The sequence below is a fragment of the Sphingopyxis sp. USTB-05 genome, from assembly GCF_023822045.1.
GTDB lineage: Bacteria > Pseudomonadota > Alphaproteobacteria > Sphingomonadales > Sphingomonadaceae > Sphingopyxis.
The window spans coordinates 2,548,007-2,571,639 of the sequence record NZ_CP084712.1 but is presented as its reverse complement, the minus strand read 5'-3'; the positions used below and the strand labels follow the sequence as shown (position 1 = coordinate 2,571,639).

21 protein-coding genes and 1 tRNA gene are annotated in these 23,633 nt (G+C 62.4%); 11 read left to right on the top strand and 11 right to left on the bottom strand.

Going from position 1 to position 23,633, the window contains the following annotated elements; translation table 11 throughout:
• The first annotated feature begins 73 nt into the window (after positions 1-73).
• From KEC45_RS11890 to KEC45_RS11880, 3 genes are all read left to right on the top strand, one after another.
• Positions 74-147 (top strand) — tRNA-Gly (locus tag KEC45_RS11890).
• Between the two features lie 180 nt (positions 148-327).
• Positions 328-2,049, top strand: coding sequence for an integrase arm-type DNA-binding domain-containing protein (locus KEC45_RS11885; RefSeq protein ID WP_252171075.1), 1,722 nt, complete (start codon positions 328-330; stop codon positions 2,047-2,049).
• Between the two features lie 409 nt (positions 2,050-2,458).
• Positions 2,459-2,875, top strand: a complete 417-nt coding sequence (locus KEC45_RS11880) for a Rap1a/Tai family immunity protein (protein ID WP_062179098.1) — start codon at positions 2,459-2,461, stop codon at positions 2,873-2,875.
• Positions 2,876-2,935: 60 nt separating this feature from the next.
• On the opposite strand, the gene KEC45_RS11875 is transcribed toward KEC45_RS11880, so the two are convergent.
• Positions 2,936-3,439, bottom strand: a complete 504-nt coding sequence (locus KEC45_RS11875) for an FKBP-type peptidyl-prolyl cis-trans isomerase (RefSeq protein WP_062183702.1) — start codon at positions 3,437-3,439, stop codon at positions 2,936-2,938.
• 210 nt (positions 3,440-3,649) lie between these two features.
• Here KEC45_RS11875 and KEC45_RS11870 point away from each other — a divergent pair, with 210 nt between their 5' ends.
• The 5 genes from KEC45_RS11870 to KEC45_RS11850 all read left to right on the top strand — a co-directional run bounded on the left by KEC45_RS11870 (position 3,650) and on the right by KEC45_RS11850 (position 8,053).
• Positions 3,650-3,823 carry a DUF1328 domain-containing protein gene (locus KEC45_RS11870; protein WP_083435707.1) on the top strand — a complete coding sequence of 58 codons (174 nt, stop codon included), beginning with the start codon at positions 3,650-3,652 and terminating at the stop codon, positions 3,821-3,823.
• Positions 3,824-4,152: 329 nt separating this feature from the next.
• Complete coding sequence (locus KEC45_RS11865; RefSeq protein WP_083435708.1) at positions 4,153-5,100, top strand: alpha/beta hydrolase; 948 nt, start codon at positions 4,153-4,155, stop codon at positions 5,098-5,100.
• Between the two features lie 133 nt (positions 5,101-5,233).
• Positions 5,234-5,821, top strand: coding sequence for an EF-hand domain-containing protein (locus KEC45_RS11860; protein WP_062179102.1), 588 nt, complete (start codon positions 5,234-5,236; stop codon positions 5,819-5,821).
• Positions 5,822-5,975: 154 nt separating this feature from the next.
• Positions 5,976-6,710, top strand: coding sequence for a response regulator (locus KEC45_RS11855; protein ID WP_062179106.1), 735 nt, complete (start codon positions 5,976-5,978; stop codon positions 6,708-6,710).
• Positions 6,707-8,053 carry a HAMP domain-containing sensor histidine kinase gene (locus tag KEC45_RS11850; protein WP_062179109.1) on the top strand — a complete coding sequence of 449 codons (1,347 nt, stop codon included), beginning with the start codon at positions 6,707-6,709 and terminating at the stop codon, positions 8,051-8,053. Before KEC45_RS11855 ends, KEC45_RS11850 begins: the two co-directional genes overlap by 4 nt.
• Before the next feature lie 167 nt (positions 8,054-8,220).
• On the opposite strand, the gene KEC45_RS11845 is transcribed toward KEC45_RS11850, so the two are convergent.
• The 6 genes from KEC45_RS11845 to uvrA form a co-directional block, all read right to left on the bottom strand.
• A complete protein-coding gene (locus KEC45_RS11845) occupies positions 8,221-9,021 on the bottom strand; it encodes an acyl-CoA thioesterase II (RefSeq protein WP_062179112.1) in 801 nt (266 codons plus the stop codon).
• A gap of 7 nt (positions 9,022-9,028) precedes the next feature.
• Positions 9,029-10,195: a trans-acting enoyl reductase family protein gene (locus KEC45_RS11840; RefSeq protein WP_062179116.1), complete on the bottom strand. Its 1,167-nt coding sequence runs from the start codon at positions 10,193-10,195 to the stop codon at positions 9,029-9,031.
• Positions 10,196-10,267: 72 nt separating this feature from the next.
• Positions 10,268-10,780, bottom strand: a complete 513-nt coding sequence (locus KEC45_RS11835) for a DoxX family protein (protein ID WP_083435709.1) — start codon at positions 10,778-10,780, stop codon at positions 10,268-10,270.
• Between the two features lie 75 nt (positions 10,781-10,855).
• Positions 10,856-12,577, bottom strand: a complete 1,722-nt coding sequence (locus tag KEC45_RS11830; RefSeq protein WP_062179123.1) for a cellulase family glycosylhydrolase — start codon at positions 12,575-12,577, stop codon at positions 10,856-10,858.
• A 205-nt stretch (positions 12,578-12,782) separates the two neighbouring features.
• Positions 12,783-13,205, bottom strand: a complete 423-nt coding sequence (locus KEC45_RS11825) for a nuclear transport factor 2 family protein (protein WP_152682313.1) — start codon at positions 13,203-13,205, stop codon at positions 12,783-12,785.
• Between the two features lie 49 nt (positions 13,206-13,254).
• Positions 13,255-16,149, bottom strand: a complete 2,895-nt coding sequence (gene uvrA / locus KEC45_RS11820; RefSeq protein WP_062179128.1) for an excinuclease ABC subunit UvrA — start codon at positions 16,147-16,149, stop codon at positions 13,255-13,257.
• Positions 16,150-16,367: 218 nt separating this feature from the next.
• On the opposite strand from uvrA, the gene KEC45_RS11815 reads away from it, so the two are divergent.
• The gene (locus tag KEC45_RS11815) at positions 16,368-18,440 is read left to right on the top strand and encodes a M13 family metallopeptidase (RefSeq protein WP_062179131.1); all 2,073 of its coding nucleotides are present in this window, start codon (positions 16,368-16,370) and stop codon (positions 18,438-18,440) included.
• A 16-nt stretch (positions 18,441-18,456) separates the two neighbouring features.
• Here the strand turns inward: KEC45_RS11815 and KEC45_RS11810 are convergent, their stop codons facing one another.
• On the bottom strand, positions 18,457-19,932 hold the full coding sequence (locus KEC45_RS11810) for a BCCT family transporter (protein WP_252171074.1): 1,476 nt from the start codon (positions 19,930-19,932) through the stop codon (positions 18,457-18,459).
• A 190-nt stretch (positions 19,933-20,122) separates the two neighbouring features.
• Between KEC45_RS11810 and KEC45_RS11805 the strand changes: the two genes are divergently transcribed.
• Positions 20,123-20,521, top strand: a complete 399-nt coding sequence (locus tag KEC45_RS11805; protein WP_062179137.1) for a hypothetical protein — start codon at positions 20,123-20,125, stop codon at positions 20,519-20,521.
• A 4-nt stretch (positions 20,522-20,525) separates the two neighbouring features.
• Here the strand turns inward: KEC45_RS11805 and KEC45_RS11800 are convergent, their stop codons facing one another.
• Positions 20,526-20,969, bottom strand: coding sequence for a hypothetical protein (locus tag KEC45_RS11800; RefSeq protein WP_062179140.1), 444 nt, complete (start codon positions 20,967-20,969; stop codon positions 20,526-20,528).
• A gap of 279 nt (positions 20,970-21,248) precedes the next feature.
• On the opposite strand from KEC45_RS11800, the gene KEC45_RS11795 reads away from it, so the two are divergent.
• Positions 21,249-21,596 (top strand): UrcA family protein, encoded by a 348-nt coding sequence (locus KEC45_RS11795; protein WP_062179143.1) that lies wholly within the window; start codon positions 21,249-21,251, stop codon positions 21,594-21,596.
• 62 nt (positions 21,597-21,658) lie between these two features.
• Here KEC45_RS11795 and KEC45_RS11790 read toward each other — a convergent pair whose 3' ends face one another.
• Both KEC45_RS11790 and KEC45_RS11785 read right to left on the bottom strand, forming a co-directional pair.
• Positions 21,659-22,390, bottom strand: a complete 732-nt coding sequence (locus KEC45_RS11790; RefSeq protein ID WP_062179146.1) for a LytTR family DNA-binding domain-containing protein — start codon at positions 22,388-22,390, stop codon at positions 21,659-21,661.
• A 3-nt stretch (positions 22,391-22,393) separates the two neighbouring features.
• Complete coding sequence (locus KEC45_RS11785) at positions 22,394-23,566, bottom strand: sensor histidine kinase (RefSeq protein ID WP_062179148.1); 1,173 nt, start codon at positions 23,564-23,566, stop codon at positions 22,394-22,396.
• Between the last annotated feature and the right edge of the window lie 67 nt (positions 23,567-23,633).

Here is a 23,633-nt window from a genome sequence, read left to right as displayed (position 1 = left end):
GTTGCCAAGATGTTCTCAATGATGCGCTTGACTGCGGGCGGTCAAAATGGCAATCGCCGCCGACCTTGGAGATGCGGGTATAGCATAGTGGTAATGCTCTAGCCTTCCAAGCTAGCTAGGCGGGTTCGATTCCCGCTACCCGCTCCAGAGACCTGTTTCAGGACGTCCCAACAGCTTTACAAAGTCGAAAAAATGGCCGTATTCTGCCATTTATCGGCTCGCGGCGTTTCATCCCGTCTCAGGGCAGTTCTCAAAATTGGGGGCCTCGCTGAGCCGATTCGACCTCTTGGCCATGCTCTTTTGGGGCCTTGAATGGAAGGATTGGACATGCCGCTGACAGACACCGCCGTTCGCCATGCGAAGCCTCGCGACAAATCATACAAAATGGCGGACATGCAAGGGCTGTACATTCAGGTTCTGCCGTCCGGCGGCAAACACTGGAAGATGAAATACCGATTCGATGGGCGTGAGAAGAAACTGAGCTTTGGAGAATACCCACGGGTATCGCTCCGCGACGCACGTCAGCAGCGGGACGAAGCTCGGGACCTTCTCTCAAAGGGCATCGACCCAGCTTATGAGAAGCGACGGGATAGGCTTCGTGCAAAGGTTCTGGGCGAAAATACGTTTACCGCCATTTCAAACGAGTACTGCCACAAGCGCCGCCGCGATGGTGACAAGGCTTGGGCGCCGGCAACAGCTAAGCGGTGCGAGTATCTGCTATCCCTGCTCGATAACTCTATCGGAAAGATGCCCATCCACGAGATCGCGCCGATCGATGTGTTGGCCGCGGTCAGAAAAATCGAGGCGAAAGGGAAACTGGAAAGCGCGCGCCGTACATTGCAACTTGCAGGCGCCGTTTTCCGCTACGCCGTCTCGACCGCTCGCCTGCAATCGGACCCAACGCGCGATCTGCGTGGAGCCCTCATAAACCCCACGGTCACGCACTATGGCGCCATCACGGATTCAACTCAGGTCGGAGCACTGCTTCGCGCTATTGACACCTATTACAGTCAAGGAATGACCGATTGGGCACTGAAGCTAGCTCCCTACGTTTTCGTCCGTCCTGGGGAGTTGCGGAGTGCTCAGTGGGAGGAATTCGACCTTGAAGCCTGCGTCTGGACCATTCCCGCCGAAAAGACCAAGATGCGCAAGCCGCATCATGTGCCGCTGTCACGACAGTCGGTCGCGCTGATAAGGCAAATCCGTTCGCTTACCGAGCCGTGGAGCTATCTCTTTCCTTCCTTGCGATCGAGGAAGCGGCCGATGTCGGATAACACCCTTAATTCTGCTCTCCGACGTATGGGCTACGCCAGCAACGAAATGACCGCCCACGGCTTTCGCGCGATGGCGAGTAAGGGACGAGAGTTCGCCATTCATGGTCTGTGCCGGCGCCTCAACATGATAAAGCATTCGGCGGATCGGATTTTCGATGGCCTTGCACCTGAGACGGTGCGGCCGGAAAGGGACGACCTGCTCGACGCGGCAGCTTTTCTGCAGGCGTTCATGTTGAACGTATGCGGAGCGATCGATAATTTGGCACATATCTGGTGCGCGGAGTTGCCCGTTACAGCGCCTAGCGGAGAGCCTATAAATCGAAATGAGATTGGCCTTCGATCACGACACAAACGTGTGCGCCGAACTCTTCCCATCCCCATGCGCGATTATCTTGACCAATGTTCCGATTGGTTCGCCTACATAGAGAATTACCGAGACGCGCTAGCTCATCGCATACCGCTCTACATACCTCCCCAGAGCCTCGCGCCGGACGATCAAGTCGAGTTCAATCGGATATCGAGCGCATGGACCGATGCGGTAATTGCGCGCGACTGGAATCTGGCAGACAAATTAATGGACGCCCTCGATCGCGTCGGGACGTTTACCCCTTACTTCATGCATTCATTTGGTGAGCAAGCTCGGCCGATGCTCTTGCATGGCCAGTTAGTTTGCGATCTCGCTACGATCGTAGAGATCGGCGAGAATATGATAGTGGCGCTGGATGGCATTCCCGAGCTTCCGACTCCGCCCATTTGGAGCCATGAGTTAGGCTGACGTAAACTTGAACGCTTGGTGCCATCGCTTAGCTGGAACGCTGACAAGCGAACAACGTATCGTTGCGGCATGTCGCTTGAGGCCTTGCCCAGAAGAACTCGGTGGTGTTTAAGAGATATCAGATTCCCTGTTTCAGGGTCGAACCCAAGTCAAAAATTGGGAGAGGGGCTGCAACGGGGGCCTGAATTTGATCAGGAATGGATAATTTTTTTCCATTTCAAATCATGGCCTTAGACTTGGGTTTCCCGCTACCCGCTCCAACTTCCGAAATCTCATATAGTCGGCCCTGCGCCTTCGTCCGGCGTTCGCGTTCAGGCGATATCCCGCTCGATGCAGCCTGTCGCATATCATTAGGCCGTCGGGTACTTAGGGTATAGAATATGCCACAGGACAGACCCGGGGAGGGCGAATGAAGCAATTGGTTGCTCTGGCGCTGCTGGCGGCGCTGACTCCGGCCGACGGCGCGGCCTTTCAACCGCGCGAAAGCCTCGCGGGCGGGAATTCCTATTATAATCAGTGTGTAGCAAGCGCGAAGGACTATAGCGCCTGCATCGGATATTTCATGGGCATGGCCGATGCGCCTGTGATGAACGCAGACAAGTCCGCCGAACAGGCGGTCTATTGCCTGCCGCCGGGCGCGACCTATGAACAGAACAGGGACGTGTTCCACAAATATCTTCGCGAGCATCCGCAAATCCGGCAAGTGTCCACGCACATGCTGTTTCTGATCGCGATGAACGCGTCCTACCCCTGCAAAAGCTCGCCGAAACTTTCGGTGGACCCGGCCACCGGCGAAGTGTTCATGTCGACATCCAAGTCACAATGACGGGCGCGACCGGAAAATTCCGGTCAGGTCCCGTCGCGCTCCGCCGGTCTCCCGCCGATGTCAGCGGGCAGGCTCGATGCCGAGCAATTCGACCGTGAACAGCAGGGTGGCGCCGCCCGGGATCGGCCCCTTGCCGACGGGGCCATAAGCGAGCTGCCACGGGATCGCGAGTTCCACCTTGTCGCCGACTCCCATCAGCGCGACGCCTTCCTGCCAGCCGTCGATTACGCGGTTCAGCGGAAAGGTCGTCGGCTCGCCGCGGCGCACCGAACTGTCGAATTCGCGGCCATCGGCGAATGTGCCGACATAATGGACGGTGACTTGATCGGTCGGGCCGGGGCGCGCGCCGCTGCCGTCGCCCGCGATGCGGCGCCAGCGCAGCCCGCTTGGTGTGACGCGCCAGCCATCGGCGCCGTTCCGCTCGGCGAGCGCGGTCATTTGTTTGTTCAGATATGCCACACCTTGCGTCGGCGCCGCGTCGCCTTGCTGGGCACCGGCCAAAGCCGGAATGCAAAGCGTCAGTGCTGCAGCGGCGAGCACCCGGTTGAGCGATGAAATGCGCATGAAACCTCCCCAGATCGATGCGCGCATAAACGCGTGGTCGGCAGGATAGGCAAGGGGCTATCTGCCGGGACACAGGAACTTTCATGCGCTGGCGTCGTTATGCCTTCGTATCAACAATCGGAGATTTGCGGCGCGGCGACCGGCCGTTTCCCCCTCGAAAGTGACGCGCTTTCGAAGCTGGTGTCGTGCGCAAATGCAAGGAGACGTCAGATGTTCAAATGGGCTTTGATTTTCGCCGTGATCGCGCTGCTTGCCGCGGTGCTCGGCTTTGGCGGCGTTGCTGGCGCGGCCGCCGGCATTGCGAAAATCCTGTTTTTCGTCGGCCTGGCTCTCGTCGTGCTGTTCCTGATCCTTGGGTCGGCTGCCGCGCGTAAGATAACCTAAAAAATATCGGCGCGGCGGGAACCTTCCGGGACCTGCCGCGTTTCATCTATCTGCTTGATCGAAAGAAAGAGTAGAATTTGACTTCTGTCTTCGGACGAAGTCTAGGGAGCCCCGCCGCAGAAATGCGACGGGGCTTACCTGTTTCCGGGCCGGACAGGCGGCGCGGACGCCGCGCTTCTAAAATGCGCCGGGTTCTCTTCTCGCTGCTCTCCATCGCTCCGCCCCGGCGTATGAACGGCTGGGCCGGTCGTCCGCACCGCTCCATTGCCAGCCGTTATGCGATTGCGGATTGGCACGGCCAAGGGACAGACGGGGGGGATTCGGAAACAATGGCAAAGGGATATCGAGCAGCGGGCGCCTTTGGCGTGGCGCTGCTTTTGGGATGTAGCGGCGCGGCGCCGGGACATGACAATGGTTCGGCAATCGCGGCGCAGGCCGCTCAGGAAGGGCATGGAAAGCCCTACGCCCTGCTGGGCAGCGAGGTTTGGGACGTGCCCGATCCGGCATCGGGCCGCGACTATCAGGTCTTTGTCAGCGTGCCGCCTTCTTACGCCAAGGAACCTCAGCGCATCTATCCGGTGCTCTATGTCACCGACGCCGACTATGCCTTTCCGGTGGTGCGGCAGATTGCGCGGCGGTTGAACGTCGAAGGGCCGAAAGTGCAGGATTTCATCCTCGTCGGCCTGTCCTATGCCAAGGGCGACGATCCGGTTCAAAGTCGGCGGCGCGACTATACACCGACTGCCCGCGGGCCGAGCGACGCTCCCGCCGATACGGTGCATGGCGGAGGCGGCGCCTATCAGCGCTATTTGCGCGATCATGTCCTTCCCTTCATCGCCGGTCGCTATCGGACGGATCCCCGGCAAAAGCTGTTCCTCGGCCATTCCTACGGCGCCTTGCTCGGGACGCAGATATTGTTCACCGATCCCGCGATGTTCGACGGCTACATCCTCGGAAGCCCCTCGCTATGGTACGACAAACGGCACATGTTTGCGGCCGAGACGGCCTATGCGGTGGCGCATCGCGACCTTGCGGCGAAGGTCTATATCTATACCGGCGAATATGAGGCGGTTCGAGAAGGCGATCCCCGCTTCAACAAGACGATGGATATGGTCGGCGATAGCGAGGCGCTGGTCGCAACGCTGAAACGGCGCGGCTATCCGGGACTGCAGATCCGGGCTGACGTACTGAATGATGAGGACCATGTATCGGTGGCGCCGCGGGGTTTTACCAAGGGCCTGACCTATTTGTTGCCTGCGCCGCTTGCTGCGAAATGAACCGAGCATCGTTTCTGCGACAATTTGCGACAATTTTTCGCCTATCCGGCAACAGGCTGGGACAAATCGTGCCTAGAACGCTTTCATCGGGACGCCGACCTCTCCTTGGCGCTCCCTCGAAGGAGTTCGTTACGTGATCAAGAAATTCTCTCTTTTGACGCTGGGTGCCGCGCTGGTCGCCGTGCCCGTTCTTGCGGCGCCCGGCGACGGTGACCGCGATGCCGTCCAAACCCGGGCCGATGTGCAAACCCGGGCAGCGGAGATGTTCGCCAAGATGGACGTCAACAAAGACGGCAAGCTTGACGCCGCCGACCGCGCCGCACGGCATGCCGAAATGCAGGCGAAGCGTTTCGCCAGCCTCGATGCCGACGGCAACGGCAGCATCAGCAAGGCCGAGTGGGACCAGCATGGCGCCGACCGTGCGGCAAAACGCGCCGAGCGCGGCGACAAGCGCGCCGAGGGCGGCGAGGGCAAGCGCGGTGGTATGCGCGGCCATCATGGCAAACGCGGCGGCCACCACGGCATGATGATGGGCAAGGCGGATAGCGACGGCGACAAGGCGATCAGCCAGGCCGAGTTCCAGACCGCGGCGCTCGCGCGCTTCGACGCGGCCGATGCGAACAAGGACGGTCAGGTCACGCCCGAGGAACGCAAGGCCCAGCGCGGTGCATGGCGTGCCAAGCGCGGCGGCGCGGCTCCGGCTGCTCCCGTCAACCCATAAGCCATTTGGCAGGGGCTGCGCGGCAAGACGCAGGCCTTCCTCCCCTCCCGGCATTGCCTTTGTTGCCGGTCCCTGCCAGCTATCGCCCATCGGTCCCCGCGGCCGGTGGGCGAACTAGCATCTCTCGAACTGGCATCTTTTTAACGGAAACCCGATGACCGACAGCGACACGCCCCGCATCCTGCTGATCGACGACGAGCCTTCGATCCGCGAACCGCTGGGCGAATATCTGACCGCGCAGGGCTTTGCCGTGACCGACGCGGCGAGCGCCGCCGAGGCGCGCTCGGTACTGCGTGCGCAAGGCATCGATCTGGTCGTCAGCGATATCATGATGCCGGGCGAAGACGGCCTGTCGCTGACGCGCCATTTGCGCGAGACGAGCAGCATTCCCGTCATCCTGCTCACGGCGCGCGCCGAGGATACCGAGCGTATTATCGGGCTGGAGATCGGCGCCGACGACTATGTCGTCAAACCCTTCAACCCGCGCGAACTTGTCGCCCGCATCCGCACCGTGCTGCGCCGCACGCAGCAGGGTGGCCGTGCGCTCGATCCTGGCGGTACCTATTATGCCTTTGGCGACTGGGTGCTGCGCGAAGTCGAGCGCGTGCTGGTCGACGGCGAAGGCAATGAGGTTGCGCTGTCGTCGGGCGAATATCATCTGCTTCACGCGCTGGTGCGCCATCCGCGACAGGTGATGAGCCGCGACCGGCTGCTCGACATGGTGCGCGGGCGCGAGGCCGATATCTTCGACCGCGCGATCGACAATCTCGTCAGCCGCCTGCGCAAAAAGATCGAGGTCGACCCTGCGCATCCCCAGCTCGTCAAGACAGTGTGGGGCGGGGGCTATACGCTCGCGTGCGAAGTGAAGCGCATGGGGCCCACGACATGAAATTGCGCCTGTGGCCCAAAAGCCTGATCGGCCAGCTTGTCTTTGCCGTCGCGGTGATGCTGTTCGTCGCGCAGGCGATCAATTTCGTCCTGTTGTCGCGCGGGATGAAGCAACAGGCGCTGGCGCATGGCGGTGGCATGGCGGTCGCGCGCGTGATCGACGCGATCGAGCGTGACAGACGCGGCGATTTCAGGCGCCCGCAGAATGATGCGGAAGCGCGCGAGCGCGCACAAAAACTCGTAATTTCGGATACAGCTCCGCCGGTGCCTGTCGGTGCGGTCCGGCTGCCCGACCTTGCAAAATATGTCAGCGGGCTTTTGGACGAGACGAATATTCAGGTTGAATCGGTGGACGCTTGGGCGCTTCCGCCGCGCGAACGCCAGCGGCTTCGGCGACCCGAATTTCCCGATCGTGCCGTCATTGTCGTCGCAAAGGTCGATGGCCGCTATTTCGCCGTCCGCTCGCGTATTGCTGCGGGCGGGAACCGGTTGCAGGGCTTCCTCGTCTGGCAGACGTTATCGCTTTATCTGCTGCTGCTCGTCCCGATCATGTTTATCGCCTGGCGGGCCGCCCGCCCGCTGCGCGACCTGACGCGCGCGGCGCGGGCCAACCCGGCGCTGCGCGATGCCGAGCCCCTCGAAGAAGAGGGGCCATCGGACGTCCGCGACCTGATCGGCGCGTTTAACGCCTATCGCGGCCGGATCACGACGATGCTGTCGGACAAGGACAGGATGCTCGGTGCCGTCGGCCACGATTTGCGCACGCCGCTTGCCAGTTTGCGCGTGCGTGTTGAACAGGTCGACGACGATGCGCTGCGCGACAAGATGATCGCGAGCATCGAGGAAATGACCGCTATGCTGAGCGACATATTGGCGCTCGCGCGATCGGGTGCGGGCACCGAAGCGCAGGAACGCATACCCTTGCGTGAACTCGTCGGCGAACTGGTGGCCGATTACCAGGAACGCGGCAAGGATGTCGCGATGGACGACATCGCCGACGCCAATGTTCTGGCGCGGCCGATGCTGCTCAAGCGCGCGCTGCGCAACCTGACCGACAATGCCGTTGCCTATGGCATCCGCGCGCGGCTTTCGGTGCGCAACCAGACCGGCCGCGCGCAGATCGTCATCTCCGACGACGGCCCCGGCCTCACCGAGGAACAGATCCGGACATTGGTCGAACCTTTCGCGCGCGGCGAACAGTCACGCAACCGCGCGACCGGCGGCGCCGGGCTCGGCCTTTCGATCGCGCGCGATATCGCGGAAGGCGAGGGCGGCGGACTGACGCTCCGCAACCGGGTGGGCCGCGGTCTCGACGCGATCATCGACCTGCCGGTTCAAGCGTAGATCCGCTGCGGGTTGGGGAAGCGGATGTTCCGTCACTCCACTTCCGTCATCCCGGACTTGATCCGGAATCCCGCTTTTTGAAGACATCGGCTGACTTGGACATCAAGCGGGACCCCGGATCAAGTCCGGGGTGACGAAGAAGTATAAAGGCAAGCTTTCGCCCAATATCAGGCGTAAATCGCGATCGCCTGGCTACCGCTCAGCACTGGCTCGCCGGCGCGGTTCCACAGCATCATGTCCTGTACCGACAGGCCGTGGCGCGCATAGCCGGTCTTCGCCGAAAGCAGCCACCAGCCGTCGTCGGTTGCCGGCGTGCCGGTGAGCATATTGACCGTCCAGTTCATCGAGCTGATCGGCCCGAACTGGCTGAATAGAGCCATTGCGGCGGGGGGCAGCGCGTCACCCATCGCCAGCAGCGCGACCGCGGGGTGGCACGCCGGTTCCTCGACGAAGCGGACCCACGTCAGATATTCGCCAACGTCACTTTTCCAACCGAAACGCGGGCCAGTGGTCGGCCGCATGTCGAAATGGCGCGTGAAGGGCGGTCGCGCATGATGCTCGGGCACCGGTGCCAGTGTTTCGGGATCGGGGGCATCTGGAATCGCCAACCGGTCGTGGTCGAGATGGCTGTTACGGTCGCCCGAAAAGGCGAAGACCGCGGCGGTACCGAAACCCTGATCGCTCGACACGCCGGCGTCGATGAACAGGCTCGATTTCGACTGGCGCAGCACGCGCGTTTCGATGGTGCAATCGCCGCCGACGGGACCCACGAAGCTGATCTGCGCATAGCGCAGCGGGGTCTCGGTCGGGTGAAGCGCCATCGTCCCCGCAAGCGCCACCGCCGAACTGATGCCGCCATAGGCGGTGCGGCCCTGCATCCAGCCTTCGTCGATATGTGCCTTGGCCACGCCCTCTTCGGTGCGCAGCGTGGAGAGCAGCGCGTCGAGCGCGCTGGGAGAGGTCGTCATCTTATTTTTAGTCCTCGATCTGGAACGTCAATCCGGCGTTCGCGGTCAGCCGCTCGATCAGCGCGTCGCCCAGCAGCGCGCCGGGCGTCCAGACGCCGCCTTTGCCCTTGTTCGCGAGCAGGGCGATGCCCGTTTCGGCCAGCATCTTCGACGTCGAACCATAGCCGGGGTCGCGGTCGCCCTGAACCGACGCGCGGACTGTGGTGCCGTCGGGATATTCGCCGATGAAGAGGATGTCGTAAAAGCCGTTCTCGCGCTCTTCCTTGCTTGGCCCTTCGCCGGGCTTGATGCTCGGGTCGAACGGGTTTGCCTTCGCCATCGCTTCGGCCATCGCTTTCCCCGCGTCGCCGATCGTCGTCATCACCATCTCGTCATACACCAAATCCTCGCCCCACGGATGGCCGAGCAGGAAGTTGGTGCGGTGGACATTCTTGGTATTGATGGGTGCCATCACGAACGGCGCGGTCCAGGTGCCCGTTGCGCCGTCATATTCGGGGATCAGACCCGTGGGCTGCGAAGGCCCCTCAAAGCCCGGCGTCAGCGCAAAGGAGGACTTGAGCAGCAGCGCAAGCGAAGGTTTCTTCGCGATAGCCTTCAGCGTTTCGGTCAGGCTCGCGATCGTGCCGCCCGACGCGCCGCCCGCCATCTTGCGCACGCGACCCTTGACGCGCGGCGCGGGCTTGCCGTGGCGCTTCACCGCCTCTGCCTGCAGGAAGGCGACGCCGAGGTCGAAGGGGATCGAGTCGAAACCGCAGCTAAACGTAATGCGCGCGCCCGATGCCTTGGCCGCTCCTTCGTGCGCGTCGATCATGTCGCGCATCCAGCCGGGTTCGCCGCAAAGATCGGCATAGGCGGTGCCGGCGCGGACGCAGGCGGCGACAAGTTCATTGCCGTAAAGCTGGTACGGGCCCACGGTCGTCAGCACGACCTTCGTGCTTTCGGCCATCTTGTCGAGGCTCGCCGGATCGCTCGCGTCGGCGACGATCAGCGGCGTTTCTTCGCTGGCGCCGATCAGGTCGCGCACTTCGGCAAGCTTGTCGAGGCTGCGCCCCGCCATCGCCCATTTCGGCGCATCCTTGCGGTCCTTATAATGGTGCGCGAGATATTCGGCGACGAGGCGGCCGGTGAAGCCGGTTGCGCCGTAGACGACAATGTCGAGATCACGGGACGCCATGGCAAACCCTCCCTTTACGTAAACGTTAAGTGAAGGCTAGCGCAGCGCGGGCACGATGCCAAGTGCGAACGTCTAGCGGCGCCAGAAGGGCCGCTTTTCGACGACTACCGGCGCTCCCACCGCTTCGGCGCGCCCTTCGGCGCGCGCCGCTCGAAGTTCCGCCTCGGCCGCATGACGCTGCGCGGCACTTTCGGCAACTTCCGCGCGCCGCTTCGCCCGCAGCGCATCATAGCTCCAGCGCGTGTGGCCATAGCCGAAGAGGCAAAGCAAACCGCCGGCGATCGCCAGATTCTTCATCGCGGCCATCGCCTGCACAGGATCGGTGAATTCGCGGTGGAAAAAGATGATCGTGGCCAGCACAAAGCCGGCGAGCAGGGTCGACCAGAGCCGAACTGCAATTCCAAGCGCGATGCAAATGCCCGCGACGAGTTCGAACAGGCCCGTCGGGACAGCGAGCCCGCCAGGCAGGCCGGCGGCGGAAATCATCGCGCTGGTATCCGACACATGGATCAGCTTGTTGATCCCCGACACGATGAAAATCAGAGCGATGAAGAGTCGTCCGATAAAAACGGCAAGCATGGACATGGATCGCATCCTCCAAAACGGGCCCCGTCCGCTTGTGCAGACAGGACGCGCGGAGAGGGGATCGGGTTCCGCCGGTCAGCGCGGCGTGAAGATCAGCTCGGCGACCTCGCAGTCGCTGCAATCGATCGCGCGGAGCGTCGCTGCGCCTGGGCCAGCGGGCAGGTCGACGTCGGCAAGCTTCACGATCTGCCACACGGTTCCCGCGGGGACGGCGACGCCGCTCTCGTCGATGCCGATGCGCCCGCCCTTCGCCGAGCGAATGCGCGCGGTGACGGTCCAGCGGCCAGCCTTTGCGACATTGGCGCTGTAACGCATAAACTCGCCGGTGACGAAATCGCTGACATAGGGCGTTCCGTTCGCCTCGCGCGCTATGTCGACGCCATCATTGCGATAGGTCGTGCCATTATTCCACGGTGTCCGCTCGCCGCCGGTCGCGACATGATAATTGGCGTCGACGATGTCGTGATAGGCGACCCCTGGGGGGCCGAGATCATAGTCGGCGGCGGCAATGGTCAGCGGTTTGCTATCCAACGTGCGGGCGACGAAGGGGCGGTAGCTCGCGTCACGCGGCTGGCGAAACATTGCGTCGATGACGTCGGGTTTCGGGATGTTCCGATCGAAGCGCGTGTTTTCGGCGAGCTGCATCATCGCGGCATATGCCTCGTCGGGCGCGGGCTTTGCACCCTTGCCCGTCATCCAAGCCACAATCTTCATCCAGCCGTCGCCGGCGACGATCTCTAGCGGTTGGTTGAAGCCGATTTTCTTGAGCGGCCAGAAATTCCAACCGATCCCGCCGCCCTCGACCAGCGCAATCGCGTCGCGATACCAGCCGTTGCTGTTCTCGCCCGACTCGCCGAGCCAGATCGGACGGTCATAGCTGGTGCGCAGCGCCGTGATTTCGGCGATGCTCGCCTCGTCATTGCGGTTCCAATATTTGTGGAAGCTCAGAACCAGGTTCGTATCCCACGCGACTGGCAGCCCCTTGTAATTATTGCCCCAGCAATTGCCCTCGATGATCACGATATGCCGCTTGTCGACGGTGCGGATCGCCGCAGTGATGCGCTTCTGCAAGTCCCAGACCGCCTTGTTTTCGGTATCATCGCAGCCATTGCCCTTGCCGGGGGTCGCGAAGCTCCAGTTGGGCTCGTTGATGAGGTCGTAGGCGCCGATCCAGGGCTCGTCCTTGTAGCGCGCCGCAAGCTTGGTCCAGAGCGCTATCGTCTTGCGCTGGTTCTCCGCGCTTTGCCAAAGCGACGGCTTCTCCGGATCGCGGTCGGAGATCGCAAGATCATTGCCCTGACCGCCGGGCGCGGCGTGAAGGTCGAGGATCAGATAGATGCGGTTCGCCTTGCTCCATGCGAGCAGGCGGTCGATGCGCTGGAAACCTTCTTCATGCCACGTGTCCCGACCGGCCTTCGGTTCCTTGTCGGCGGGGAGGGTCAGCTGGTCGAAATGGATCGGCAGGCGCACCGAATTATATCCCCATTTCGCCATCGCGGCGATGTCGGCCTCGGTCGTGTGATTGTCGAGCCAGGCCCGATAGAAGGCCGCAGTGCGCGCCTCACCAACCAGTTCGACCAGCTTGGCGCGGATCTTGTGCTGCTGCCCGACCTCGCCGAGCTTCAACATATAGCCTTCCTGCAGCATCCAGCCGCCGAGGCCCATGCCGCGCAGGATCACGGGCTTGCCCGATCCGTCGACGATCTCTGTGCCATCGACCTTCAGAAAGCCCTCGGCACGCGCAACGGTGGGCGACAGCAACGCTGCAAGGGTCAATGCGAATGCACGGAGTTTCATGGCCTCACCCCATATCTCAACTATGGGAACGTTATCATTCCTTCCGTCGTGCGCAACGATTCTTCTCTATCATCATCTCTCCCGCGCCTCGCGAAATCCCACGTTGACCCGCGCAACGCCGTGATCACCTGGGGTTTCTATTCCAAGGCTCTACTCGCTCTGGCCAAGACCGACGCATCATATGCGCCTGCCGGATCTGGCTGAGTCACCGGACCGCAGTGGTCTTGGCGACGACGCGCCACCCGGCTTCGGTGCGATAGAGCAGGAGCTGGTCAAGGTAACGGTCACCGCCGAAATGCAGTTCATAGGTGATCGCGCTCATCGAGGGCGTCGCATCGTAGCGACCGAGAACGCGCCCGGTTGCGGACGGATCGGGCCGCGCCGCCCAGCTCGCGAGTACCTCGGCGAAGCGCTTGCAATCGACCGGCGATGCGTTGCCTTCGGCCAGCGTGCAGAATTGCCCGTCGGGCAGGAACAGCTCCTGCAATCGCTCGACCCGACCGGTTCGCAATCCATCTACATAAGCTTCGAGCGCCCTTTCGGGCGAGGGCGGAACTGCAGCGGTTGCGGGAGTCGCCAACAGCGCGGCGATGCAGGGAAGGGCATAGCGTACAAGATCGAGGGGCATCGCATGAAACTCCCGCTGCAAACCATGCGCGCTTTTAGCTCTTCCCCACCTATTTCTCCAGCAGCGGCGCCAGATACTGCCCGGTAAAGCTGCGCTTTTCCTTCACCACCTGCTCGGGCGTTCCAGCAGCGACGATTTCGCCACCCTTGACCCCGCCTTCGGGGCCGAGGTCGAGGATATAGTCGGCAGTCTTGATGACATCGAGATTATGCTCGATCACCACGACGCTATTGCCCTGATCGACGAGCGCCTGCAGCACCTCGAGCAGCTTGCGGACATCCTCGAAATGCAGGCCCGTGGTCGGTTCGTCGAGGATGTAGAGCGTCTGTCCGGTTGAGCGGCGCGACAATTCCTTCGCCAGCTTCACCCGCTGCGCTTCGCCGCCCGACAGCGTCGTCGCCTGTTGCCCGACCTTGATATAGCCGAGGCCCACGCGGACGAGCATCGCCATCTTTTCGCGGATCGAGGGCACCGCCTTGAAGAATTCGGCGGCATCTTCGACCGTCATGTCTAGCACGTCGGCGATGCTGTGACCCTTGAACTTCACTTCCAGCGTTTCGCGGTTGTAGCGTTTGCCGTGGCACGTCTCGCACGTCACATAAACATCGGGCAGGAAGTGCATCTCGATCTTGATCAGCCCGTCGCCGGTGCAGGTCTCGCAGCGCCCGCCCTTGACGTTGAAGCTGAAGCGCCCGGGCTTGTAACCGCGCGCCTGGCTTTCGGGCAGTCCCGCGAACCAGTCGCGGATGATCGTGAAGGCGCCCGTGTATGTCGCGGGGTTCGAGCGGGGAGTGCGGCCGATCGGCGACTGGTCGATGTCGATCACCTTGTCGCAATGTTCCAGCCCCTTCAGGCTGTCATGCGGCCCCGCGACCATGCGCGCACCGTTGAGGACGCGCGCCGCGCTGGCGTAAAGCGTGTCGATGATCAGGCTCGACTTGCCGCTGCCCGACAGGCCGGTGACGCAGGTGAAGGTGCCGAGCGGGATCTTGGCGGTGACATTCTGAAGATTGTTCGCGCGCGCCCCCTTGAGCACGAGGTCGAAGCCGTTGCCCTTGCGGCGATGCTTCGGCACTTCGATTTTCTTCGCGCCCGTGAGGTAAGCCGCGGTCAGGCTCTTCGTGTTCGCGAGCACCTCTTCGAGCGTCCCCTCGGCGACAATTTCGCCGCCGTGAAGTCCCGCGCCTGGGCCCATGTCGACGACATAATCGGCATGGCGGATCGCGTCCTCATCATGCTCGACCACGATGACGGTGTTGCCGAGGTCGCGGAGGCGCTTCAGCGTCGCGAGCAGCCGGTCGTTGTCGCGCTGATGGAGGCCGATGCTTGGTTCGTCGAGCACGTAGAGCACGCCCGACAGTCCGCTGCCGATTTGTGAGGCGAGGCGGATGCGCTGACTTTCGCCGCCTGACAGCGTGCCCGATGTGCGGTTGAGATTGAGATAGTCGAGCCCGACATTGTTGAGGAAACCAAGCCGCTCGTTGATCTCTTTAAGGATCGCCTTGGCGATCTGCCGCTGCGTGTCGTTCAGCTTTTCGTCGAGCGTGCTGAACCAGCCGAGCGCGTCGGCGACCGAGCGTTGCGCCGACATACTGATATTCTCGCCCGCGATCTTCACGGCGAGCGGTTCGGGGCGGAGGCGCGCGCCATTGCATGTCTCGCACGGATGCGGCGCCTGATATTTGCTCAGCTCCTCGCGCATCCACGCGCTTTCGGTCTGGAGCAGGCGGCGGTTCAGGTTTCCGATAACGCCCTCGAACGCCTTGTGCGTCGTATAAGTGCGCTTGCCGTCCTTAAAGGTCAGCTCGACGGGTTTGCCCCCGCTGCCATAGAGGATGATGAGCTGCACTTCGCCCGGCAGATCCTGCCACGGCGTCGTGAGGTCGAAACCATAAGCTTTGCCCAGGCTTTCGAGCACCTGCATATAATAGGGCGAGGGCGGGTTCGATTTCGCCCACGGTACGATTGCGCCCTTTTTCAGCGACAGCGCATGGTTCGGGACGACGAGGTCGGGATCGAATTCCTGACGCTCGCCAAGGCCGTCGCATGCGGGGCAGGCGCCTTGCGGCGCGTTGAAGCTGAACAGCCGTGGCTCGATCTCTGCGATCGTAAAGCCCGAGACTGGGCAGGCAAATTTCTCGGAGAAGATCAGCCGGTTCGCCGGGATGCCTGCGCCCTTCATAGCGCCGCCGGTATCCTCTTCCTCGCGCCCCGGGACCGGGCCGTCGGCAAGGTCGACATAGGCGAGCCCTTCCGCGAGCTTCAGTGCAGTCTCGAAGCTGTCGGCGAGCCGCGTGCCAAGACCCTCGCGCACGGCGACCCGGTCGACGACGACTTCAATGTCATGCTTGTACTTCTTGTCGAGCGCCGGCGCCTCGCCGATCTCGTAAAACTCGCCATCGATCCGAACGCGCGTGAAGCCGTCCTTCTGCCACTGCGCGAGTTCCTTCTTATACTCGCCCTTGCGGCCGCGCACGACGGGCGCGAGCAAATAGGCGCGCGTCCCCTCGGGCAATTCCATCACGCGATCGACCATCTGGCTGACCGTTTGTGCCGAAATCGGCTCGCCCGTCGCGGGCGAATAGGGAATGCCGACGCGCGCCCACAAGAGGCGCATATAGTCGTATATCTCGGTGACCGTCGCGACGGTCGAACGCGGGTTCCGGCTCGTCGTCTTCTGCTCGATGCTGATGGCCGGCGACAAGCCGTCGATATGTTCGACGTCGGGCTTTTGCATCATTTCAAGAAACTGGCGGGCGTAAGCCGACAGGCTCTCGACGTAGCGCCGTTGACCCTCGGCATAGATGGTGTCGAACGCGAGCGACGATTTTCCGCTGCCCGACAGGCCGGTGATGACGACCAGCGCATCGCGCGGCAGGTCGACGTCGACGCCCTTGAGATTATGCTCGCGCGCGCCGCGCACTTTAATGTGGGTGAGACTCATGGGAGAGGTATGTTCCAGATTTGTTCTAGGGGCGCAAGTGCGGTTTTGCACGGTTGATCCATAAATAGGGTGCGCCGCGCCGCGCTGCAATGCGGGACGCGGCCAGTACTCTTTCCACCAACATGCCAAAGAGTTCGACCAAACGTCATGCACTCGCTTGACCCATTTGCTCTGCGGGCGTCTCTGACGTTCAGAGATGGGGAGCAAGGAGACGTAGAATGAAGAAGATGTTATTGGGGGGCGCCACGCTGGCGATTGCGGCCGGCCTGGCAACCCCAACGGTCGCGCATGATGCGAAGCGTCCCGTATCGCTGGTCGCTATGGCCGACGAAGGGGCAGGCGCCGGCGAAGGCTCGCTCAAGGCGCTGACCTTTGGCAAATGGGGCGTCGACCTGGACGCGCGCGATCCGTCGGTGAAGCCCGGCGACGATTTTGATCGCTACGCCAACGGCGGCTGGTTCGCGCGTACCGAAATCCCGTCCGACCAGGCTTCCGCCGGTGTCGATTATGACGTGTACAACCTGACCCAGCGCCAACTGCGCGCCGTCGTGTCGGGCGCGCCCGCGACAAGCCAGGTCGGCGGGCTGTACCAGAGCTTCCTCGACGAGGCGCGAGTTGATGCGCTCGGCGCCAAGCCATTGTTGGCCGATATCGCTGCAGTTGCCGCGATCAAGGACAAGAGCGAAATGGCGCGCTTCATGGGCGGCACTCAGGGGACATTCGGCGCGACGATCGTCGGCGGCGGTCCCTATGCCGACACCGCTGATCCTACCGTCAACGTGCTCTGGCTGGGGCAGGGTGGCCTGGGACTTCCCGAGCGGGACTATTATCTGAACGATAGCTTCAAGGCGCAGCGTGATGCGTACCGCGCCTATATCGCGCGGACGATGAAGATGGCGGGCAATGCTGACGCCGAAAAGGCCGCCGACAACATCATGGCGTTCGAGACCGAGATTGCCAAGGTGAGCTGGGCAATCGCCGATCGCCGCGACATCGGCAAGATCAACAACCCCATGTCGTCGGACGAGCTTGCCGCATATGCGCCAGGGCTCGACTGGAAGGCCTGGTTCGAAGGATCCGGCATCGCGCCGCAAAAGCGCATCATCGTCAACGAAAACACCGCGATCCGGGACATTGCCGCGCTCTATGCCAAGACGCCGCTCGACACGATCAAGCTGTGGCAGCAATTCCACGTCGCCGACAATGCCGCGCCTTATCTGTCGAAGGCCTTCGTCGACAGCCGGTTTGAATATACCAAGGCACTGAGCGGGGTCGGCGAACTGCGTCCGCGCTGGAAGCGCGGCCTGACGCTTGTCGACGGCAGCCTTGGAGAACTGGTCGGCGAAACCTATTCCAAGCAATATTTCCCCGCGAGCGCCAAGGCGAAGATGGAGGTGCTGGTCACCAACCTGAAGCTCGCGATGGGCGACCGCATCCGGAACAATAGCTGGATGGCACCTGCGACGAAGGAAGCGGCGCTGGCGAAGCTCGCGAAGATGGACGTGATGGTCGGTTATCCCGACAAATGGCGCGACTATTCAGAGCTGAAGATCGATCCCGCCGATCTTTACGGCAATGTGAAGCGCAGCGCGGCATTCGAATATGCCTATGCACTGTCGGACCTGAACAAACCCGTGGACCGCAAGAAATGGTCGATGAACCCCCAGGAAGTGAACGCCTATAACGGCGGCCTCGAGAATAAGATCGTGTTCCCGGCCGGCATCCTGCAGGCGCCCTATTTCAGCGAAAGCGTCGACGATGCGGTCAATTATGGCGCGATCGGCGCAGTGATCGGTCATGAGATCACCCACGGCTTTGACGATCAGGGGCGCAAGATCGACGCCGAGGGCGCGGTGCGCGATTGGTGGACGCCGGAGGACGCAGCGCGATTTGATGCGCAGGCCAAGGCGTTCGGCGCGCAATATGCGACCTATGAAGCCGCCCCGGGCTCGTTCATCAATCCGGACCTGACGATGGGCGAGAATATCGCCGACCTGGCGGGGCTGGAGGTCTCCTATGACGCCTATCGTCGTTCGCTCGGGGGCAAGCCCGCGCCCGTGATTGACGGCCTGACCGGCGACCAGCGCTTTTTCCTAGCCTTTGCGCAGGCATGGCGGACGAAGCAGCGGGAGGATGCGATCAAGCAACAGGTCGCGAGCGATCCGCACAGCCCCGCACGCTGGCGCATTATCGGGCCGTTGCGCAACGTCGATGCGTGGTACAAGGCATTCAGCGTCGCCGCGGGCGCCAAATATTATCTGAAGCCCGAGGAACGCACACGGATCTGGTAGTCCTGAGACCCCTTTCTCAGGACTGGGCGGGGGCGGCTTCGCGCCGTCCCCGTACCGCCATCACCGCCAGCGACATCGCGGCACCGATAATGACGAACAGCGCGGGAAAGCCGCCGAGAACCGACATCATGCGGATGCCGTCGATGCCTCCGCCGGCAACCAGCACGATTGCGACGAGCCCGACCGTGATGCCCCACACTGCCTGAACCCAAAGCGGCGCTTCGGGCGCGTCGGGCGTAATGCCGCGTGTCGACAGCGCGCTCATCGCCGACACATTGGCGTCGGCGCCGGCGACATAGGACAGAAAGATCGCGAACAGCACGATCCCGGCAACCACCGGACCGCCGCCGAGCGCGCTGAACAGCCGGAACAGCACCGGGTCGGGGCCTTGCGCGGTCAGGATGGCGTATAGGCTGGCGCCGCTTTGTTGGTCGAACGCGATCGTCGCTCCGGCGATGGCGGTCATCCACACTGCGCCGAACAGCGACGGCAGGATCAGATTATAGAGGATGAAGGCGCGCACGCTGTATCCGACCGCAAGGCGGCCGAGGAACAGTGCGGTCACTGGCGCCCAAGCAAACCAGTTCGCCCAGTTGAAGATCGTCCATTGCCGGTGCCAGCCGGTATCGACATCGAGGCCGAGGTTACGCGGGACGAAGGTCTGGAAGTAGTCGAAAGTGCCGCGTAGCGAGAGGTCGAACATATCGGCCGTGGGACCTGCGAGCAGGACGAAGGCAATAATTAGGAAGAAAATCCAAGTATTTAGCACCGAAAGGCCGGCGATGCCCTTTTGCAGTCCGGTCGCGGCGGAGAGCAGGAAGCTGCCGACGATCGCCGCTGCGATACCCCAGCGGAGGGCCGTTCCGCCGTCAAAGCCGCCGATCCCCTCGATCCCGCCCGCAATCGCGAGCAGTCCGGCGCCCAGTGATGCCGCCATCCCGGCGACCAGCGCATAGAGGCAGATGATGTCGATCCCCGTTCCGACCGGGCCGTGGGCGCGTTGGCCGAGCAGGGGAACGAAAAGCGATGACAGGCTGAACGGCTCGCGGCGGTTGTAATAGACGAGCGCGAAGGCAAGCCCAGCGACCGTGTAGATTGCGTAGGGCGTCAGCGTCCAATGGAGGAACATCGTCGACATGGCGAAGGTCGCGGCGGCGTCGCTGCCGGGCTGTAGCCCGAGCATCGCAGGCGGATCGTTGAGATGGAACAGCGGCTCGGCCGCGCCCCAGAAGAGGATGCCGGTAGCGATCGTCGTGCAAAGCGTGACGGCGAACCAGCGCCAGCGCGTCAATATGGGTTTCGCGCCCGGCCCGCCGATGACCCGTCCGCCCAGCGGGGACAGCGCGATGCCGGCGAGGAGCGCCAGAAAGCAGATCCCCGCCCAGGCGAAAAGCGGCGAAAAATTCAGCAATATCCAATCGTTGATCGCCGTTTCGGCCGAAACCACGGCTGCACCTTGCCACAGGCTGAGGATGACGGCGGCGAGAAGCACCGCGAGCGGCGTGAAAAATACCGGGCGATTGAGGGGATGCTTCGGTGACGCTGGCAAATGATCGGCCGATCGGACATGAAGGGAATGTCCAGCATGGCGATTGCCCGTGACGAGGTCAATTCGCCAGCGGGAACGCGCCACAGGCCAAAGCGTTTGAGCGGCAGACCTATCGATTGAAGGAGATGCGTCAATGACCATGAAGATTTGGGCGGCCACCGCCGCGTTCGCGTTGCTCGCCTCCGGTCAGGCCGCAGCTTTCCAGGCGACGCCCGACGCGGCGGCACCGGAAAAACCCGCCAAGGATGGCACCACCCCGGAAGAACGCGCGAACACTGCCCGGCTCAATGCCGAACAGGCGTCGCGTGCCAAGTCGGACAATACGACCTATCAACAGGAAGTGTCGGCGGCGCAGCAGCAGGTCGCGCACGACCAGCAGGTCTTCAGCGAGGAAACGGCGGTCTATGAGGCCGAGAAGGCGCGTGTCGCCGCCATGTCGGCCGAAGAACGGATGAAGTGGGAAGCCGACGTCGCGGCGTGCAAGGCCGGCGACACCACCCGTTGCGCCGCGCCGGCAACGCCGCCGCGCTGACGCCTCAATCCTTCGCCGCCGTCTGGACCAAGCTGTCGGCGGGCGAGGGGGGAGGAGCCAGGGTGCCCGGAGCGGGATGCTGGTCCACGACCACCTCATGCGGTGCGTCGGGAAAGCGTCCGCCAAAGCGATAGCCGTCGTCCGGATACGCACTTGCCGGCGGATCGACGTCCACAGCTCCTAGTTCACGAAACTCGTCGCTCATCCTGCGATCGCGATTTGCGCGCAGCTTTACTGCGACACCATAGCTGTCCGCGCAGTCAAGGCACGGCGCAGCGCCATCAGCCTGAGGCATCAATGCATCCGGATTGGCGCTGAGGTGCGAATAAGATGCTGGCTCGTGGCTGTCGATGCCCGCCCGCGATCCCGCTGCCATCTCGCCCAGCGCCATGCCGCCGGCGAGGCCGGCAAGCACCAGTATCGACCAGCGGAACAATCGAACCTGCATAAGGCTGCTTATAGCGCAATATAGTTTCGTTGTTATCCGGAAATATCACCCTGATCGTACATCCGGCGCAAACCCATCGTTATGATGTTGTCCCCCGGTCGGCCGTTCGTCGACGGATTAACGTCCTTCGTCTGCAAATCGAGCGGTGGTTCGCCCCGATCGATCCAAACGCGATTCTCGTGACGTCTAGGGAGTATCACCCCTTTGCGGGATATCGGGCAACGGTCTCCCCGGTCCGCCAACCGGTATTCCGCATCCTTTTGACGAGAGGACTCCCCCATGGCGAAATTTTCTTTCATCCTGCTCGCGACGCCGTTGGTCGCGGCCGGGCTCATCGCACCTTCCGCGGCATCGCCTTCGGACAAGGATCAGCAGAGTGTCACCGTTCGTTACGATGATCTCAACCTGTCCAGCGAAAAGGGCCGCGACCGGCTGACGGGTCGCGTCAAAATGGCGATCCGTCAGGTCTGCAGTTCGAACAGCCGCAGAACGCTGGCCGAGCGCGCCGATGTACGCAGTTGCGAAGTCGCCGCCAGCCGCGGAGCCGACACCCAGCTTGCTGAGCTGTTCAGCGGGCAAAAAGCACTTTTGGCTGATCGCGGCGCTCTTGTCGTCGCCGCGCCCTGAAGGGCCCGCCAGTTTGCGACCCTGAAAGGCGGTCATGCCCCGGTGGCATGGCCGCCCTTTTTTCAGGCGTGCATGATCGCCTTTACATCGTGGAGATAGGTGCGGCCGATGCGATGCACGCCGCCTTCGCCGAGATCGACGCTCCATGCGCCATCGCCATGATGCTTCAATCCGATGATTCCTTCTCGGCGGATCATTTTTGATCGATGAATGCGCATGAATTGGTCGGGGTTCATGCGGGCTTCCAATGATTTGATCGTCTGGTGGATCAGCCAGCTTCGCCCGCCGACGTGGAGGCGCATATAATCGCGCTCCGCCTCGATCAGGTCGACCTGGCCCGCGTCGATGCGCAGCATCTCGCCCCGGTTCTGAACCCAGAACTCGTTGATCCATTTGCTTTTTTGCGCTGGTGACCGTTCGGTCGCGCGCCATTCGCGCACGCGCGACAGCGCGCGCGCCAGGCGATCGGGGGACACCGGCTTGAGCAGATAGTCGACCGCCGCGACATCGAAGGCGGCAACGGCATAACGATCAAAGGCGGTGACGAAGACGACAGCGGGCGGATTGTTCAATCCTTCGATTGCGGCGGCAACCTCCAGCCCGTTGAGATCGGGCATCGCGATATCGCAGAGCACCAGATCGGGCGCGAGTGCGTCGACCATGCGAAGCGCCGAGGCACCGTCACTGGCGGTCCCGACGAGCGAAATGCCGTCCTGTTGGCCGGTAAGGATTTGCAGCCGTTCGATAGCAAGCGGCTCGTCATCGACGATCAGGGTCCGGAGCGTTTGGATCATGAGTCAGCAGGCCTCCCGTGCCAATGGCAGCCAGAGCGATACGACAAATCCGCCGTTATCCGAAGGCCCCCATTCGCATCCGGCGGTGGGACCATAGCGCGTAAGCAGGCGTTCGCGAACATTGCCGAGGCCAAGGCCGGTACCTGAAGCGGGGGTTGGCGCCTTTGGGTCGATGTCATTTTCGACGCGCACAATCAGCAGGCCATATTCGGCGCTGGCTTGCAGGCGGATCGCGATCTTCCCCTTGCTGGGTGCCACGCCATATTTGATCGCATTTTCGATGATCGGTTGCAGGATCAGGACGGGAACGCAGGCGTTTTCCAGTTCCTTCGGCATTGCGACCTCGACCTGCAGGCGGTCAGGGAAGCGCGTCTGCTCGATATCGAGATAGAGCCGCTGGAGCGCGATTTCCTCGTCGAGGCTGACCAGTTGTTCGGGATCCACGGCAAGGCTTGATCGCAGGAAGGAAGCCAGATTCATGATCATCGTCTCCGCCTCGCTTTTCGATCCTTTGAGAACGAGCGTCGACAGCGAATTGAGCGTGTTGAACAGGAAATGCGGATTGACCTGATAATGGAGCGCGCGCAGCTGCGCAGTTTGCGCCTCGATCCGGAAATGGTTTGCGCGCCGTTCGACCGCGCGCATTTCGTTGGCATAGCCGAACGCGACATAGAGCGCCGCCCAAACGGCAAAGAAGAAATACCAGCGGATCGAGCTGTCGAGGATCAGCATCATTTCCCATGCGCCCGGGTACTTGCCCTGCATCTCCTCGATCAGCTTGGCGCTGTCAGCCACGGGAAACCAGTAATAGAAGACGAGCAGATTGATCGTCGCATAGATGATGACGAGCGGAACGGCCGCCCCCATGGCCGCGGCAAGGCGGGCACCGAAGCTTTGCGGCTGGGCCCGCTGGAGTAGCTGGTAAAGGACGAAGGTACACAGAATGCCCGCGATCACCACGACGGCGCGCCGCCCTGCCGACGTCCACTGCTCGGGCGCGCCTGTCAGCATCGCGAGGACAGTGGTGATCAGGAAATAGATCACCCACATCGCAATGATCGAACCGATCGCGACGCGCGGGTTGACGCGAGCGTCCGAGGCGCGCCAGTCGGGGTCCGTCGCCAGCATTTTCGCGCGCTGGTCACGCAGCGCGTCCTTGCGGTTTGTCATGTTCATTGACGATGCTTTAGCGGCAAATACCGGTCGATGGCTAGCGGGCGCCGGGACGCCAGTCGAAGCTGCG

Coding starts and splice junctions, on each gene's coding strand:
- KEC45_RS11885 (WP_252171075.1), top strand. CDS start 328: ATGCCGCTGACAGACACCGCCGTTCGCCATGCGAAGCCTCGCGACAAA.
- KEC45_RS11880 (WP_062179098.1), top strand. CDS start 2,459: ATGAAGCAATTGGTTGCTCTGGCGCTGCTGGCGGCGCTGACTCCGGCC.
- KEC45_RS11875 (WP_062183702.1), bottom strand. CDS start 3,439: ATGCGCATTTCATCGCTCAACCGGGTGCTCGCCGCTGCAGCACTGACG.
- KEC45_RS11870 (WP_083435707.1), top strand. CDS start 3,650: ATGTTCAAATGGGCTTTGATTTTCGCCGTGATCGCGCTGCTTGCCGCG.
- KEC45_RS11865 (WP_083435708.1), top strand. CDS start 4,153: ATGGCAAAGGGATATCGAGCAGCGGGCGCCTTTGGCGTGGCGCTGCTT.
- KEC45_RS11855 (WP_062179106.1), top strand. CDS start 5,976: ATGACCGACAGCGACACGCCCCGCATCCTGCTGATCGACGACGAGCCT.
- KEC45_RS11850 (WP_062179109.1), top strand. CDS start 6,707: ATGAAATTGCGCCTGTGGCCCAAAAGCCTGATCGGCCAGCTTGTCTTT.
- KEC45_RS11845 (WP_062179112.1), bottom strand. CDS start 9,021: ATGACGACCTCTCCCAGCGCGCTCGACGCGCTGCTCTCCACGCTGCGC.
- KEC45_RS11840 (WP_062179116.1), bottom strand. CDS start 10,195: ATGGCGTCCCGTGATCTCGACATTGTCGTCTACGGCGCAACCGGCTTC.
- KEC45_RS11835 (WP_083435709.1), bottom strand. CDS start 10,780: ATGTCCATGCTTGCCGTTTTTATCGGACGACTCTTCATCGCTCTGATT.
- KEC45_RS11830 (WP_062179123.1), bottom strand. CDS start 12,577: ATGAAACTCCGTGCATTCGCATTGACCCTTGCAGCGTTGCTGTCGCCC.
- KEC45_RS11825 (WP_152682313.1), bottom strand. CDS start 13,205: ATGCCCCTCGATCTTGTACGCTATGCCCTTCCCTGCATCGCCGCGCTG.
- uvrA (WP_062179128.1), bottom strand. CDS start 16,149: ATGAGTCTCACCCACATTAAAGTGCGCGGCGCGCGCGAGCATAATCTC.
- KEC45_RS11815 (WP_062179131.1), top strand. CDS start 16,368: ATGAAGAAGATGTTATTGGGGGGCGCCACGCTGGCGATTGCGGCCGGC.
- KEC45_RS11805 (WP_062179137.1), top strand. CDS start 20,123: ATGACCATGAAGATTTGGGCGGCCACCGCCGCGTTCGCGTTGCTCGCC.
- KEC45_RS11800 (WP_062179140.1), bottom strand. CDS start 20,969: ATGCAGGTTCGATTGTTCCGCTGGTCGATACTGGTGCTTGCCGGCCTC.
- KEC45_RS11795 (WP_062179143.1), top strand. CDS start 21,249: ATGGCGAAATTTTCTTTCATCCTGCTCGCGACGCCGTTGGTCGCGGCC.
- KEC45_RS11790 (WP_062179146.1), bottom strand. CDS start 22,390: ATGATCCAAACGCTCCGGACCCTGATCGTCGATGACGAGCCGCTTGCT.
- KEC45_RS11785 (WP_062179148.1), bottom strand. CDS start 23,566: ATGAACATGACAAACCGCAAGGACGCGCTGCGTGACCAGCGCGCGAAA.